16 protein-coding genes are annotated in these 15573 nt (G+C 59.6%); 10 read left to right on the forward strand and 6 right to left on the reverse strand.

Annotated features, from left to right (window positions below):
- Positions 1-101: 101 nt before the first annotated feature.
- A complete protein-coding gene (fadD1, locus tag JJN09_RS14475) occupies positions 102-1799 on the forward strand; it encodes a long-chain-fatty-acid--CoA ligase FadD1 (protein WP_096818229.1) in 1698 nt (565 codons plus the stop codon).
- Between the two features lie 279 nt (positions 1800-2078).
- Here fadD1 and JJN09_RS14480 read toward each other — a convergent pair whose 3' ends face one another.
- Positions 2079-2456 carry a hypothetical protein gene (locus tag JJN09_RS14480; protein WP_249490697.1) on the reverse strand — a complete coding sequence of 126 codons (378 nt, stop codon included), beginning with the start codon at positions 2454-2456 and terminating at the stop codon, positions 2079-2081.
- 198 nt (positions 2457-2654) lie between these two features.
- Between JJN09_RS14480 and JJN09_RS14485 the strand changes: the two genes are divergently transcribed.
- From JJN09_RS14485 to def, 3 genes are all read left to right on the forward strand, one after another.
- A complete protein-coding gene (locus JJN09_RS14485; RefSeq protein ID WP_027612573.1) occupies positions 2655-2846 on the forward strand; it encodes a CsbD family protein in 192 nt (63 codons plus the stop codon).
- Between the two features lie 177 nt (positions 2847-3023).
- A complete protein-coding gene (locus JJN09_RS14490) occupies positions 3024-3974 on the forward strand; it encodes a YihY/virulence factor BrkB family protein (RefSeq protein WP_249490698.1) in 951 nt (316 codons plus the stop codon).
- A gap of 2 nt (positions 3975-3976) precedes the next feature.
- The gene (def, locus tag JJN09_RS14495) at positions 3977-4516 is read left to right on the forward strand and encodes a peptide deformylase (protein ID WP_115078954.1); all 540 of its coding nucleotides are present in this window, start codon (positions 3977-3979) and stop codon (positions 4514-4516) included.
- Here the strand turns inward: def and JJN09_RS14500 are convergent, their stop codons facing one another.
- Complete coding sequence (locus JJN09_RS14500) at positions 4517-4936, reverse strand: GNAT family N-acetyltransferase (protein WP_249490699.1); 420 nt, start codon at positions 4934-4936, stop codon at positions 4517-4519. It lies immediately after the preceding gene.
- Between the two features lie 325 nt (positions 4937-5261).
- Between JJN09_RS14500 and JJN09_RS14505 the strand changes: the two genes are divergently transcribed.
- The 5 genes from JJN09_RS14505 (at position 5262) to JJN09_RS14525 (ending at position 10594) form a co-directional block, all read left to right on the forward strand.
- Positions 5262-6203, forward strand: a complete 942-nt coding sequence (locus JJN09_RS14505) for a fatty acid desaturase (protein ID WP_249490700.1) — start codon at positions 5262-5264, stop codon at positions 6201-6203.
- Positions 6204-6210: 7 nt separating this feature from the next.
- Positions 6211-7002 carry a phosphate/phosphite/phosphonate ABC transporter substrate-binding protein gene (locus JJN09_RS14510; protein WP_249490701.1) on the forward strand — a complete coding sequence of 264 codons (792 nt, stop codon included), beginning with the start codon at positions 6211-6213 and terminating at the stop codon, positions 7000-7002.
- Positions 7003-7129: 127 nt separating this feature from the next.
- Positions 7130-7675 carry a sigma-70 family RNA polymerase sigma factor gene (locus JJN09_RS14515; protein ID WP_249490702.1) on the forward strand — a complete coding sequence of 182 codons (546 nt, stop codon included), beginning with the start codon at positions 7130-7132 and terminating at the stop codon, positions 7673-7675.
- Positions 7672-8685, forward strand: coding sequence for an ABC transporter substrate-binding protein (locus tag JJN09_RS14520; protein WP_249490703.1), 1014 nt, complete (start codon positions 7672-7674; stop codon positions 8683-8685). The genes JJN09_RS14515 and JJN09_RS14520 overlap by 4 nt, the downstream gene beginning before the upstream one ends.
- 589 nt (positions 8686-9274) lie before the next feature.
- The gene (locus tag JJN09_RS14525; protein WP_249490704.1) at positions 9275-10594 is read left to right on the forward strand and encodes a PAS domain-containing methyl-accepting chemotaxis protein; all 1320 of its coding nucleotides are present in this window, start codon (positions 9275-9277) and stop codon (positions 10592-10594) included.
- Positions 10595-10651: 57 nt separating this feature from the next.
- On the opposite strand, the gene JJN09_RS14530 is transcribed toward JJN09_RS14525, so the two are convergent.
- The 3 genes from JJN09_RS14530 to JJN09_RS14540 form a co-directional block, all read right to left on the reverse strand.
- Positions 10652-11218, reverse strand: a complete 567-nt coding sequence (locus tag JJN09_RS14530) for a hypothetical protein (protein ID WP_249490705.1) — start codon at positions 11216-11218, stop codon at positions 10652-10654.
- A gap of 152 nt (positions 11219-11370) precedes the next feature.
- Positions 11371-12795 (reverse strand): MFS transporter, encoded by a 1425-nt coding sequence (locus JJN09_RS14535; protein WP_249490706.1) that lies wholly within the window; start codon positions 12793-12795, stop codon positions 11371-11373.
- A 125-nt stretch (positions 12796-12920) separates the two neighbouring features.
- Entirely contained in the window at positions 12921-13361 is a 441-nt protein-coding gene (locus JJN09_RS14540) for a PACE efflux transporter (RefSeq protein WP_249490707.1), read from the reverse strand.
- Positions 13362-13482: 121 nt separating this feature from the next.
- On the opposite strand from JJN09_RS14540, the gene JJN09_RS14545 reads away from it, so the two are divergent.
- The gene (locus JJN09_RS14545) at positions 13483-14355 is read left to right on the forward strand and encodes a LysR family transcriptional regulator (RefSeq protein ID WP_249490708.1); all 873 of its coding nucleotides are present in this window, start codon (positions 13483-13485) and stop codon (positions 14353-14355) included.
- Position 14356: 1 nt separating this feature from the next.
- On the opposite strand, the gene JJN09_RS14550 is transcribed toward JJN09_RS14545, so the two are convergent.
- On the reverse strand, positions 14357-15388 hold the full coding sequence (locus JJN09_RS14550) for a LacI family DNA-binding transcriptional regulator (protein WP_249490709.1): 1032 nt from the start codon (positions 15386-15388) through the stop codon (positions 14357-14359).
- Positions 15389-15573: the final 185 nt, after the last annotated feature.

A 15573-nucleotide genomic window follows, 5' to 3' on the forward strand; every position in this document is an offset into this window, starting at 1 on the left:
CTTCTCGGCCTTGTAAAAAGCCAGACTCACCAATAAACAAACACCAATAATAATCGCATCAAATGCGGTGCTGAATTCGCGTTGCTGAGGAGTGGGCTTCCATGATCGAAGACTTTTGGAAGGATAAGTACCCCGCTGGAATTGCTGCCGACATCAATCCAGACGAGTACCCGAATATTCAGGCAGTGTTGAAGCAATCCTGCCAACGCTTCGCCGACAAACCGGCGTTCAGCAACCTGGGCAAGACCATCACCTACGGTGAACTGTACGAATTGTCCGGTGCGTTTGCCGCTTATCTGCAACAGCATACCGATTTGCAGCCCGGTGATCGAATCGCCGTGCAACTGCCCAACGTGTTGCAGTACCCGGTCGCCGTCTTCGGTGCCATCCGTGCCGGGCTGATCGTGGTCAACACCAACCCGCTGTACACCGCGCGGGAAATGGAACACCAATTCAACGACTCTGGCGCCAAGGCGCTGGTGTGCCTGGCGAACATGGCGCACCTGGCCGAAGCCGTGGTGCCGAAAACCGGCGTCAAACACGTCATCGTCACCGAAGTCGCCGACCTGCTGCCGCCAATCAAGCGCCTGCTGATCAACAGCGTCATCAAGTACGTGAAGAAAATGGTCCCGGCCTATCACCTGCCCAAAGCCGTCAAGTTCAACGACGTGCTGAGCAAGGGCCAGGGTCAACCGGTCGCCGAAGCCAACCCGGACAGCGGCGACGTCGCGGTGCTGCAATACACCGGCGGCACCACCGGCGTGGCCAAGGGCGCGATGCTCACCCATCGCAACCTCGTCGCCAACATGCTGCAGTGCAAGGCGCTGATGGGCTCCAACCTCAATGAAGGTTGCGAGATCCTGATCACCCCGCTGCCGCTTTACCACATCTATGCGTTCACCTTTCATTGCATGGCGATGATGCTGATCGGCAACCACAACATCCTGATCAGCAACCCGCGCGACCTGCCGGCGATGGTCAAGGAACTGTCGAAGTGGAAGTTCAGCGGCTTCGTCGGCCTCAACACGCTGTTCGTGGCCCTGTGCAACAACGAAGGTTTCCGCAAGCTGGATTTCTCGGCGCTGAAAGTCACCCTGTCCGGTGGCATGGCCCTGCAACTGGCTGCGGCCGAGCGCTGGAAAGCGGTCACCGGTTGCCCGATCTGCGAAGGTTACGGCATGACCGAAACCAGCCCGGTGGCCACGGTCAACCCGATCCAGAACATCCAGATTGGCACCATCGGCATTCCGGTGCCGTCGACCCTGTGCAAAGTCATCGACGATGCCGGTGTCGAGCAGCCGCTGGGCGAAATCGGCGAGCTGTGCGTCAAGGGTCCGCAAGTGATGAAGGGCTACTGGCAGCGTCAGGAAGCCACCGACGAGATGCTCGACAGCGAAGGCTGGTTGAAGACCGGCGACATCGCGCTGATCCAGCCGGACGGCTATATGCGCATTGTCGATCGCAAGAAAGACATGATCCTGGTCTCTGGTTTCAACGTGTACCCGAATGAACTGGAAGACGTGCTGGCGACCCTGCCGGGCGTGTTGCAGTGCGCGGCCATCGGCATTCCGGACGAGAAGTCGGGCGAAGCGATCAAGATCTTCATCGTCGCCAAACCAGGCGTCACGCTGACCAAGGAAACGGTGATGGAGCACATGCGCGCCAACGTCACCGGCTACAAGGTGCCGCGTTCGGTGGAATTCCGCGATGCGCTGCCGACCACCAACGTCGGCAAGATCCTGCGCCGCGAGTTGCGCGACGAAGAGCTGAAGAAGATCAAGGCGAAGAACGCCGCGTAAAATAAAAAGCCCCGCAGATGCGGGGCTTTTTGTTGGTGCATGTAAGGATTTGCGGTGTCTGGTAAATCCTACCCCCTCACCCCAGCCCTCCCGAAACGTCGGACCGCCCCCAAGGGGGCGAGGGGGGAAGGGAGCCGATCGGGGGCTGTTCAAAACCCGAGTTCGACTCGATATTTCAGGTCGGTGTACTTCGTGAAGACTACTCGGTCGGTCCCCTCTCCCTCCGGGCGGTCCGACGTTTCGGGAGGGCTAGGGTGAGGGGAGAGGGCTCCCCTAATCTTACTGACGGAACGGCGCGAAATTCACGTTGGTCCCCGCCGGGCGCATGTCCTGCAGGTAGGAGTCCTTGTCGGCGCTCAGTTCCAGGCTCAGGGCTGCCTTGCGCTTGCCTTCGTTGCGGATCACCAGGCCTTCGAGCTTCTCGCGCAGAAACACGGTCGGCACTTTCAGGTGCAGCAGTTCGTCGGTGGCCGGGGTGTGCATCAACAGGTGAATCCACTCGTATTGACCGATCGCCAGGCGCGTCACCGGCAGATCGAACCACCAGATATTGCGGTTGCGGTTCAGTTCGGCGAAGTGGCAGTTGTTGGTGCCGAGCACGGCACCGCCCAGTTCCTGGTTGCGACGGGCGATGGCCTGCTTTTTATCGAGTTTCATAACATTCCTGCGGGATCAGTTCTGTGGCGCCTGGCGCCCTTATGGTGGGCATTCTCGGGGCTACGCTCACAAACATAAAGCGCAACCTGCACGTCGCGACGAAATGAAGCCCTGAAAATAAATGAAACTTGGGGCAAACCGGGCCAGTCAATCATTACGTACTGACTTTTCCCCTTCAATGCACCAAGGAGAAACACCATGAGTAGCACAGGCGATAAAGTAAAAGGCATGGCCAACGAAGCCGTCGGCAACGTCAAGCAGGGTGTCGGCAAAGCCACCGACAACACCAAGCTGCAAGCCGAAGGCAAACTGCAAGAGAAGAAAGGCGAGGCCCAGCAAGCGGTGGGCAAAGCCAAGGATGCGATCAAGAAAGGCGTCGACAAGGCTTGATCCAGCCTTGAACGAAACACCGAAGCGGCCATCCAAGGATGGCCGTTTTCGTGTCCCGTTCACATACAGTCACGGATCACAGTGTTTCAAAGTCGCCAAGTAAGCTACTTTGATGAGAGAAAAACGGCCCCTGAGTCGCCACGACTTCAACCTGTTTTGCGGCGAAAGGAGACGCGAATGATTTTCCCCGACATGAAAGGCCTGCCCCTGCACCGGGTCATCGTGCGTACCGTCACCGAGTTCATGGACGACGAGATGTCGACCTATGCCTCGGCACTGGCCTACCAGATGCTGTTCTCGCTGTTCCCGTTCATTCTGTTCCTGATTGCCCTGATCGGCTTCCTGCACCTGCCGGACTTCTTCTCCTGGCTGCGCCTGCAATCGGAGCTGGTGTTGCCGCCCCAGGCGCTGGAGCAGGTCAACCCGGTGATCGACCAGTTGCAGCAATCCAAGGGCGGCCTGCTTTCAGTGGGTATCGTCGTTGCCCTGTACACCGCGTCCGCCGGTGTGCGCCTGATGATGAGCGCGATGAATGCGGCCTACGACGTGGTCGAAGGCAGGCCGATCTGGAAGCGCTTCCCGCTGTCGATTTTCTACACCGTCGGCATCGCCGGCATGTTGCTGGCCGCCGCGGCGCTGATGGTGCTGGGGCCTCAGGTGATGGGCTGGATTGCGGGTCAGTTCGGGCTGGAAGACTTCATCGTCACCGTATGGACCATCGCTCGCTGGCCGGTGATCGTGATCCTGATGATGGTCGCCGTCGCGTTGATTTATTACGTGATGCCTGACGTCAAACAGGAGTTCCGTTTCATCACCCCGGGCTCGGTGCTGGCGGTGGTGGTGTGGATCATCGCGTCCCTGGGGTTCGCGTTTTACGTCAAGACGTTCGCCAACTACAACGCCATGTATGGCAGCATCGGTGCGATCATCGTGCTGTTGCTGTATTTCTACATTTCCGCCGCCGTGCTGTTGCTGGGCGCGGAGATGAATGCGGTGATCGAACACATGTCCAGCGAGGGCAAGGACCCGGGAGAGAAAGTCCCCGGCGAACTCGATGAACATCCCAAACAACACGTTTCCGGACTTGGGCGCGATCATTCGCTCGACCCGAACACAGACGAAGCCTGATCATGATCCGTGAAATCCTGAAGATGGGCGACGAACGCCTGCTGCGCATTGCCCCGCCAGTGCCTGCCGAAATGCTCGATAGCCCTGAGCTGTGGCAACTGATCGACGACATGTTCCAGACCATGGAAAGCGTCGGCGGTGTCGGCCTGGCCGCGCCGCAGATCGGCGTCGACCTGCAACTGGTGATCTTCGGTTTCGAGCACAGCGAGCGTTACCCGGACGCCGAAGCCGTGCCGCAGACGATCCTGATCAATCCGCTGATCACGCCGTTGAGTCCCTTGATGGAAGAGGGCTTCGAAGGCTGTCTGTCGGTGCCCGGCCTGCGGGGCGCAGTGGATCGTTATCAGCAGATCCGCTACGAAGGTGTCGACCCCAAGGGCGAGCCGATCGTGCGCGTTGCATCGGGCTTCCACGCGCGGGTGGTGCAGCATGAATGCGATCACTTGATCGGTCGGCTGTACCCGTCGCGCATCACCGATTTCAGCAAGTTCGGTTACACCGAGGTGATGTTCCCGGATCTCGATCCCAACGCCGACGACTGACTAGCCAAGGCGCGGCGCCAGCTCCATGGCAATCATCGGCTTGCTCCGCGCATAACGGCTCAAACGCTCGGCCATCGCCTGGGGCAGGGCAGGGTCGAAGGTGAAGCCGCGCCGCTCGTAGAAACCGCGCAAGTCCGGGTGGCAGAACAGCCACACCGGCGCCTCGACGTCCTTCACCGCTTCTGCAATCAATTGCGCTGCAATGCCTTGCTCGCGACAGGCCGGGTCGACGAACAACCCGGTCAGCCAATGCCCGCCGAACACCGGCCGCAGGCACAACGCAGCCACGATTTCCTCGCGCCGCGCCACCCAAAATTGCGCCTCGCGCACCGCTTTCATCGACGATTGATGTTGGCGGTAGAACTTGTTCATCAAGGGCCAGGACAGGTCGTCAAGCTGGCTGTAACGGATGTCGGTCATGAATCGGACTGCCGGTGCAAAAGCCGCGGATTATAAAACAACGTGCTCGCCGGGATAGGTGTATACCTGATCTCACATCCCCTCTGAGTGGAGTACGCATCATGTCCAAAGGTATGGATTCGAAGAAAGCCGCGAAGAAGAAACCGGCCAAGACCGCCATCGAGAAACGCCACGAGAAAAGGGCGAAAAAAGTCGACATATTTGGCCATTGATCATGTCTTTCGGGAGCCCGGATCCGGGCTCCCGCGTTCTCTGTAAAAAATAAACTGCAAGAATTTCCGTTGTCGTTGCACAGAAGGAATGGACTCCTTTTCCGAGCAACGCCATGGCCCATTACTTTGACGATCGCCATCGTCAGCAAATCGAAACCCTGCGCCAGCGCTTCACCGCCCGCACCGAGTGGCCGACCTGGCTGCTGCTGATCGGCGTGTACGGCAGCTGGTTCGCGATTGTGCTGGGCAGCGGATGGCTGGGCCTCTGGTGGAGCACCTTGCTGCTGATTCCGTTGCTGGTGCTGTGGCTGTCGGTGCAGCACGAATTGCTCCACGGGCATCCGACGCGCTGGACCTTTGTGAACAAAGTTCTCGGTTATGCGCCATTCGCCGTGTGGTATCCCTACACGCTCTATCGCGACAGCCATTTGCAGCACCATCGCGATGAAGACCTGACGATCCCCGGCATCGACCCTGAAAGCCGTTACCTGAGTGCCGAGCGCTGGCAGGGCAGTTCGCTGTTCGAACGCAGCCTGCACTGGCTGAACAAGACCGTATTAGGCCGATTCATTCTTGGTGCGCCGCTGGCGTTGCTGGCGCTGGCCGGCGAAGAACTGCAGCGTCTGAAAAATGGCGAGCGTCAGGCTTGGCTGATGTGGCTGACCCACGGTGCCCTGACCGTGCTGATGCTGTTTTTCATCGCCCGCTACAGCGTATTGCCGATCTGGCATTACCTGTTTTTGATCAGCGTTCCGGCGCTGTCGATTGCGATGATTCGCTCCTACTATGAACACCGGCCGCACGTACAACCGGAACAGCGCACGGTGCTCAACGAAGCCGGGTGGCCGTGGCGCTGGTTGTTCCTGAACCTGAATTTTCATCTGGTGCATCACGATTTGCCGAAGCTGGCCTGGTACGACTTGCCCAAGGCTTACCGTATGCGCCGGGAGCAATGGGTCGCGCGCAGTGGCGGATTTCTGGTGCAAGGTTATGGGCAATTGTGGCGCCGGCACGGCATCAAACCGATTGACAGCCCGCAGCATCCGTTTATTTGAGGCCACCATGACGTCAGGTTACGCAGAGCTGTTGATGTACACCGCACCCGAGTCGATCCGCGCGGCGAACGAACAGTGGCTCGCGCGGATTCTCGATCACCTGGGCCGCTCGCGACTCAAGGCCGAAGGCTTGTCGCTGCCCGAACTCTGGCTGTCGCCGCAGTTGCTGTTGACCCAGACCTGCGGCTATCCGTTGATGACCGCGCTGCGTGGTCAGGTCCGGATTGTCGGCCGTCCACGCTACGAATTACCGGACGCCAGCGCCGGCAACCATTGCAGCCTGATTCTTGCCCGTGCCGATGATCCGCGCCGCAGTCTGGCGGAGTTCTTCGACAGTCGCGGGGTGATCAACAGCGAAGACTCCAACAGCGGCATGAACCTGTTGCGCCAGCGTCTGGCGCCATTGCAGCGGGACGGTCAGTTTTTCGCTTCGGTCGGCCTCAGTGGCGGCCATCGCGAAAGCCTGCGCTGGTTGCGCGAAGATCGCGCCGATCTGGCGGCCATCGACAGCGTGACCTTTGCCTACCTGACGCAGCACGCCGCCGAAGAGGTCAGTGGTTTGCGGGTGGTGGCGCGCAGTGCGTTCAGCCCGACCTTGCCCTTCATCACCGCTGCCAGTGCTTCGGACACGCAGATCGAACACCTGCGCCGGGCGATGAACCGCAGCCTGCAAGACTTGCCTGATGTGGCTCGTATCCTCGGTTTGCCCGAAGTGCTTCCCGCCAGCGAAGGCGATTACCTCGTCCTGCTGGATTATCAGCGCGAGGCCGAAGAACTGGGTTATGGCCGCTTGCGGTAGCGGCTCCGGCTAATTCATTAATGGAATATAAAAATTCTTTTTAAGTATTTTTAACGCATAAGGCACCTTGCTAGGATCGCGCCACCGGACGACCGGACATTCAGCGACCCTTGACCAAGGAGCCCCCATGTCCGGCGCCGACTCATCCCATCGCAATCATGTGAACACGTTGTTTCGCGACCATTACCCATGGTTGTGCGCACGTCTGCGTCGGCAATCGAATGATGCAGCCAGCGCCGAAGACATTGCCGCCGAAACCTTCGCGCAACTGCTCGAGGCACCGGGCCTGACCGCCATCCGCGAACCCCGCGCGTTGCTCACCACCATTGCCCAGCGGCTGCTTTACGAGCGCTGGCGGCGGGGTGATCTGGAGCGTCGGCATCTGCATCAACTGCAACAGAGTGACCTCGACCACGCGCCGTCTCCCGAAGAACTCGCCGACCTGTCGCAGAGCCTCAAGCATCTGGACCGGACGCTCCAGCGCCTGCCGGGCAAGGTGCGCTCAACCTTTCTGCTGGCCCGCATCGACGGCCTGACCTACCCACAAATCGCTGCCGAACTGGGCATCTCCCAGCGTTCGGTGAGCATGTACATGACCCGCTCCCAAGCCCTGTGCAACCGCCACAGCGCCAACCAAACCCTGATTTCCTCCCAGAACAAGAGGTCCGCATGAGATCGATCAAAACCCTGCTCGGCAGTTCGCTGCTGGCCCTGACCCTTACAGCCGGCCACGCCGTGGCAGCGGAAAAAACCGCGCCGATTCACTTCGGCGACATCACCTGGGAAAGCGGCAGCTTCATCACCGAAGTACTGCGTCTGATTGTCGAGAAAGGCTACGGCTACCCGACCGACACGCTGCCGGGCAGCACCGTCAGCCTCGAGGCGGCGCTGGCGAAAAACGACATTCAAGTGATTGGCGAAGAGTGGGCCGGGCGCAGTCCGGCGTGGGTCAAAGCTGCCGCCGAAGGCAAGGTGTTCGGCCTCGGTGACACGGTGAAGGGCGCAACCGAAGGCTGGTGGGTGCCGGAATATGTGATCAAGGGTGACCCCGAGCGCGGGATCAAACCGCTGGCGCCGGAGCTGAAATCCGTGGCCGACCTGCCGCGCTACAAGGATGTATTCAAAGACCCTGAGGACCCGAGTCGCGGGCGTTTCCTCAACAGCCCGACCGGCTGGACCTCGGAAATCGTCAACAGTCAGAAGCTCAAGGCGTATGCGCTGAATGACAGCTTCGTCAACTTCCGCACCGGTTCCGGCGCGGCGCTGGATGCTGAGGTGGCGTCGTCGATCAAGCGCGGCAAACCGGTGCTGTTCTACTACTGGTCGCCAACGCCGCTGCTCGGTCGCTTCAAACTGGTGAAGCTGGAAGAGCCACCGTTCGACGCCGAAGCCTGGAAGACCCTGGCCGATGCCAATAACCCTAATCCGAAAGGCACCCGCTCGATGCCGGCGAGCCTGGCGATTGGCGTGTCGGCGCCGTTCAAGGCGCGGTATCCGGAACTGGTGACGTTCTTTGAAAAGGTCGATTTGCCGATCGATTTGCTGAACCAGACCCTGGCCGGGATGAGCGAGAAGCGCCAGCAACCACGCCAAGTCGCTGAAGCGTTCCTGCGTGATCAACCACAAGTGTGGAAATCGTGGGTGCCGGGTGAGGTGGCGAATAAGGTGAGCGGCAGTCTGTAGTTCTTTTCCTATATTTCTGTAGTGCTGCACCGACGCCATCGCGGGCAAGCCCGCTCCCACAGGGTTCTGCGCAATGTTCAAGCTAGCGTGGTACCTGTGGGAGCGTGGTTTGCCCGCGATGGCGTCCGAGCAGGAAAAACGTTTTTTGCGCTGAACCGTTTCTCGTCCATTTCCTGTCCGAACTCCCTCATTGCTGGCCGACTAGTGGCCTTGCGCAAGGCTTTGCGCTGTCTATGCTCATTCATAACTAACTATGTCGAACGCCATCCAATGGGCTCCGACCGCTAGCGGTTACCGATCTCAAAGCTGCCAGAGTGCGCAATCCAAGGCACCGACACTTGACCGACAAGGAGCTGTTTTTAAATGGAAGTTCTTCTGCATGTTAGGAATGGCCCGCTCGCGGGCTATCAAGAGAAGGATGTCTTGATTAGAGCGTCGCTGCATGGACTCTTTGATTAATCATCGTTTATCACCTGACAACTTCCTCCTGTGGAGGAATGCGTGTGCCTGTTCTGTGGAACGTAGTGGTGGATTCTGAAAGACCTGAACTTTCATCAAATCAAAAGACCGCGCGGAAGGTGATAGAGACATGTTCAACCTACATCACAAGGCTGACCTGCAGGAAATCGAACGCTTCAGCTGTGCCCTGACCGAAGCCAACGCCAAGTTGGAGGCGATCAGCCGTTCGATGGCAATGATCGAATTCACCCCCGACGGCATCGTTCTGGATGCCAATGACAACTTCTGCAAGACCATGGGCTACAGCGCCGAGGAAGTGCGTGGCAAACATCACCGGGTCTTTTGCGAAGAGGAGTTTTACCGCAGCGAGGAATACGCCAAGTTGTGGCGTGATCTGGCCCGTGGCGAGCCGATCAGCGGGACTTTCCTGCGTTTGAACAAGCGCGGTCAGGAGATCTGGCTCGAGGCCAGTTACATGCCGGTCTATGGCCCGGACAAACAAGTCAGAAGTGTGATCAAAGTGGCGTCGGACATTACGGCGCGCGTGAACAAGGAAAAGGAAGAGGAAAGCATGCTGGCGGCGATCGGCCGCTCGATGGCGGTGATCGAGTTCACCCCGGAAGGCAATGTGATCACGGCCAACGACAACTTCCTCCGGACCATGCAGTACTCGCTCAACGAGATCGTTGGCCATCACCATAGTCTGTTCTGTCACCGTGCCGAAGCCGAGTCGGCGCAGTACAAGGCTTTCTGGGCCTCGCTCAATCGCGGCGAATATCACTCACACCGGTTCGAGCGCAAGAACAAGTCCGGGCAGACCGTTTACCTCGAAGCCTCGTACAACCCGTTGTTCGACGCCAAGGGCCGATTGTACAAAGTGGTGAAGTTCGCCAGCGACATCACGCACCAGATGACCACCTTGCAGACCGCTGCGGAATCGGCCCACAGCACCTCGGTACAAAACGACGCCTGCGCGCAAAAAGGCTCACAGGTCGTGCAGCAAACGGTGCAGATCATTCAGGACATTTCCCGCGACCTCAATGAAGCGGCACTGAGCATCGATGCGGTGAGCAAGCAGTCGGACATCATCGGCACCATCGTCCAGACCATTCGCGGGATCGCCGATCAAACCAACCTGCTGGCACTCAACGCGGCCATCGAAGCGGCGCGGGCGGGCGAGCACGGACGCGGTTTTGCGGTGGTGGCGGACGAAGTGCGCAGCCTCGCGGCGCGGACCAGTCAGGCGACCCTGGAGATCGTCGATGTGGTGCGCAAGAACCATGAGTTGTCACTGAGTGCGGTGTCGAGCATGCAGTCGAGCCTGAGCCGCACCGGGCTCGGGGTGGAACTGGCGAACGAGGCGGGCGACGCGATCCGGGAGATTCAGCAGGGCTCGCGGCATGTGGTGGATGCGATCAGCCAGTTCAACGAGACGTTGCAGTTGAACTGACGGCTTCACGGCTGAAAAAAAGGATCCCTGAGGGATCCTTTTTCATTGCGCCGTTCTTTAAAGCGAAGCGAGGAACTTGTCTGCCGACTGGTCGCTGATCTTGACCGAGTTGGCATCTTGTTTGTTCTGCTTCTCGGCTTCGGCCAGTTTCATCTTGTCCTGCAGGCGATCGGCGATCTCTTTGCCGATGGCCAGTTGTTTCTCTGGCGGCATGGCTTTGATGTCGTCTTCGGTCAAACCCATTTCCTTCAGGATGCTGTCGCGCAGACGCTGTTCCGGCGTCTTGCTCATGTAGTCCTTGAATTCGTCGGTAGCGGAAGTGCCGGTGGTCTTGGTCTGCGAAGCGTCAGAAGTCTGCAGGCCAACGCGGGTCTTGGCGAACGCCTCATCGACGTTGTCGCTGATGCGCGTGGCTTCGCTGACTTGCTGGGTGGCGAGTTGCGTGGCCGAGCTTTGAATCTGGTTGGTGGCGTCAGTGGTTTGCCCCTGCGCCTGGTTTTGCAGCGATTGCAGCATGGCGCCGTGGAGCCCGCCTTGCAGACCGGCAGCCGCCGACGCTGTCGCGTCTTCGGTGAGGCGCTTGGGCAGATGAATCAAATTCGCCTGTTTCGAACTGACCAACATGATGAAGGACCTTGTGGTAATTGCTGTCGGCGGTAAAGCAGCAATTACCGTGCCGCCAGAACAAGCCCCGTGGATTCAGCAGGTTAAGGCGTTGCGGGTTTTCGGAAGCGGTCATCCTTTGCCGTCCGGCGGCAGAAGATGACCGTCGCCCGTCAGCGATGGGCGATGTTTTCCAGCGCGAGGTTACGGGTGCGGGGGCCGAAATAGCCGATGGTCAGCATCACGATCAGCATGCTGACGACAATGAACGCCAGCACCCCCGGCGTGCCGAAGTGGTCGAGGAACAGACCGATCAACAGGCTGCTGAACACCGTCGACAAACGACTGAACGAGTAACAGAACCCCACCGCCCGGGCGCGGATGTTGGTGGGGAACAGTTCGCTCTGATAGGAGTGGTAACTGAAGCTCAGCCAGGCGTTGCAGAAGGTGATCATCACGCCGCAGAAGATCAGGCCGAAGGCGCTGGTCTGCAACGCGAACAACGTGCCGAAGGTCATGGCGCCCAAGGCTGAGCCGACGATCTGCCACTTGTTCTCGAAGCGGTTGGCGAATTTGACGAACAACAACGGCCCGAGCGGGTAGGCGAGGGTGATGATGAACGCGTACATCAGGCTGTGAGTGACGCTGACACCCTGACCGGAAAGCAGCGCTGGCAGCCAGTTGCCGAAACCGAAGAAACCGATGGCCTGGAAGATGTGAAAGACGATCAGCATCAGTGCGCGGCGCCGGTACGGCGGTTGCCAGATGTCGGCGAAACGGCCCTTGCCTTCAACATCGACGGCCACGGCTTCCGGCGCGTCCAGTGGTTTACGGTAATCCTTCTCGCAGCGCGCTTCGATGTCATCGAGAATCCGGTTCGCTTCATCGAAGCGACCATGCTGGGCCAGCCAGCGCGGCGACTCCGGCAGGCGTTTGCGCAGCCACCAGATAAACAGCGCGAACACCGCACTGGCCAGCACCACCCAACGCCAGCCGGACACCCCGAACGGCGCCTGCGGCACCAGCCACCAAGACATCAGCGCCACCGCCGGCACCGACAGGAACTGCACAAAAAACGCGAAGGCAAACGCCGAACTGCGCATGCGTTTTGGCACCAGTTCCGAGAGGTAGGCGTCGATGGTCACCAGTTCGATGCCGAGGCCGATGCCCACCAGAAGACGCATGCAGATGATCCCCAGCGCCGAACTCTGCACGCCCATCAGCACCGTGGCCACGGTGTACCAGACCAGCGCGAAGGTGAAGATCGCCCGCCGCCCGAAGCGGTCCGCCAACGGACTGAGCAAACTGGCACCTAGAAACAATCCAAGGAACGTCGCCGAGGCAAACGCGGCCTGATCGGAGAACCCGAACACGCCCTGATTGCCGGTGGCGAAGATGCCGTCGCGGATCAGTCCGGGACTGATGTAGGCGGTCTGGAAGAGATCGTAGAGTTCGAAGAAACCACCGATCGACAGCAGCGCCACCAGCCGCCAGATCGTGGCGACCGCCGGAAGACGGTCGATGCGGGCGGAAACCTGTGCGGCGCGTATCGGGTCGATACCGTCGCTTTGCGCGGCGGCGGGGGCGTGTGCAGTCATGGGCCGATCCATTTTTTTATGATGGAAAAGCTTAGCCTGCTATCGGAAATCAAGGATTGTTTATATCGGCGGCTTAAGCAGTAAAACCGCCGATTTCTTGCAATATCCGCTTACGGATTAGCGATTCATGCTGCGGGTACCGGATCCGGCAGCGCCGAGGCCGGCAAGCCGAACACCTTATCGAACAGCCAGTTGAACGCAAAGGTGTAGCAAGGGATGAACACGATCAGCGCCAGGTCCAACAAAAAGGCCTGGATCAGGCTGATGTTCATCCACCAGGCGATCAGCGGAATCAGGAACACGATCAGCGTCAGTTGAAAACCGACGGCGTGGGCGATGCGGCGTTTGACCGTGCGGGTGCGCGACACCTGACGGCTTTCCCAGTGCTCGAACAGTGATGTGTAGATGAAGTTCCAGGTCACGGCGATGGTGGTGATGATCACCGCCAGCGGGCCAGTGCTGCCGGGCGAAGTGCCGGACAACAAGGCGAGGCCGAGAGCCGAGAAGGTCATGCCGATCACTTCATAGAGCGACACATAGACCAGTTTGCGTTTGACGCCTTGCATGGGGAATTGCCTCTTTCTTGCGACGGGTGGCCAGTGGGGCTGGCGAAGGCGACGAAAGATAGCTTCAATGGAGGTGACAGAAAAAGTCAGTAGCTTTCAGTTTTATTGATAGGTAAATGATGTGAATTTCAACAGCGAAAGCATCGAGCTGTTTCTCGCAGTGATTGAGCGCGGCTCGTTTTCCGCCGCAGCCAGGGCGTTGGGCAAAGTCCCGTCGGCGGTGAGCATGGCCATCGGCAATCTGGAGGCCGAACTCGGCTATCCGCTGTTCGACCGCAGCCATCGCGAACCCCAACCTACGGCGATGGCGCTGTCGCTGGTGCCCCATGCGCGACTGATCGCCGATCAGCTCAAGCAATTGCAGGTGCACGCGGTGCAGTTGTCGCTGGGGCTGGAGAGCAAGTTATCGATTGGCGTGGCGGCGGACATTGATCGGCGACGTTTGCTGGCGGCGATCAAGGACATCAGTGAGCGCCACCCGCTGCTCGACATCGAAGTGCTGACCGCGCCGCAGGATGACGTGCTGGCGATGCTCCACAGTGGGCGGGTCAGCGTGTGCCTGGCGTTCGCCGGGTTGAGCGTGAACGTGCTGGAGCGCTTTCAGTTTGTCGGCAGTGAACGGATGATCGCCACGCTGGCGGCGGACAGCCCGCTGTTGCAGGGGCAGGATCTGTTTCTTGAAGATCTGGTGCATGTGCGGCAGATCGTCGTTGGCAGTCGCGACTTGCCGATCAGCGAAACCCGGCCGCTGGTGGCCGAGTCCCACTGGCGCACCGACAGCCTGGAGACCGCGCTGGAGATGGTCGAGGCAGGGTTGGGCTGGGGCAATTTCCCGTTGTCGGTGGTGCAGCCGTGGCTCGATAACGGACGGTTGAAACGGCTGAATTTCCGCAACATCGAAAACGGTCTGGTGCTGCCGGTGCACGCGGTGTGGCTCAAGAGCCAGCCGTTGCAGAAGGGCGCGCTGGCTCTTGTGGAGTTGCTGGGGAGTTGAGTCAGGTGCTCTCGCGGATTTTCAGTTCGAAGCCCATGTCCTCGACCGGCCGCGCCACGCTGTTGCCGGCCATCAGCGTCAGCATCTGCTCCGCCGCACGCCGGCCGATGGCTTCACGCGGGGTGTTGATGCTGCTCAGGCGCGGCACCATGTGCTCCGACATCGGCAAGTCGTTGAAACCGAGGATCGCCACTTGCTCGGGGATCTTGATCCCGTTGCGCAGCGCTTCGAGCAATGCGCCCTGAGCCAGGTCGTCGTTGCCGAAGAAGATCGCGTCGACATCCGGATGCGCCGCCAGCAGTTGCAGGAACAGCTCTCCGCCCAGGCCCACGGAGGATGAACGCGGGGTCAGCACTTCCAGATCCGGGTCGTAGCGACCGGCCTTCTGTAGTGCTTTGCGAAAGCCTTCACCGCGCAACAGGGTGCGTTGATCGAGTTGCGCGCCGATGTATGCCAAGCGCTTGCGGCCACGGGACAGCAAATGTTCGGCGGCGGTTTCCCCGGCGCTGAGCTGGGAGAATCCGACGCAGTTCACTCCGGCGGCGCTGTCCAGTTCCATCATGTACACACAGGGAATGTTGCTGGCCTCGATCATCCGCCGCGAACTTTCAGTGCGGTCGAAACCGGTCAGCAGCAAACCCCGTGGCTGATAGGCCATGTAGTTGCGCAGCAGATTTTCTTCTTCATCGCGGGAATAGTGGAAGTTGCCGATCAGCACTTCGAAGCCCTTGGGCGTGAGCACCCGATGAATGGCTTCCAGAGTGTCGATGAACAACAGGTTGGCCAGCGAAGGCACCAGAACCACCACCGAATGGCTCTGGGCCGAGGCCAGGGCGCGGGCGGCGGGGTTGACCACGTAGTTGAGTTCCTGCGCGGCTTTTTGCACTTTTTCCACCAGTTCGGTAGCGACAGTGCTGACCCCGCGCAAGGCGCGAGAAGCCGTAATCGGACTGACCCCGGCCAGCCGGGCGACTTCATTGAGGGTGGGACGGCCGGTGGTGCGGGTGTTTTTATCGTTTTTAGGGGTGGTCATCGGGCGGCTTGCCAAACAAAAATCAAGGCACTAAGGTAGCGCTGTCCTTATGCAGCTGCAAATGCGTAAGCGAGGTCCTGCCTGATCCTCGCTTTTTGGCGTTGGGACAAAACCTGCTGCAACCCAAAAAAACGACAAGAAGGCGTCGGCAATTTCTGCCTGTGCACTAGAGTCATAGTTAGCAA

Source organism: Pseudomonas sp. HS6 (assembly GCF_023375815.1).
Classification (GTDB): domain Bacteria; phylum Pseudomonadota; class Gammaproteobacteria; order Pseudomonadales; family Pseudomonadaceae; genus Aquipseudomonas.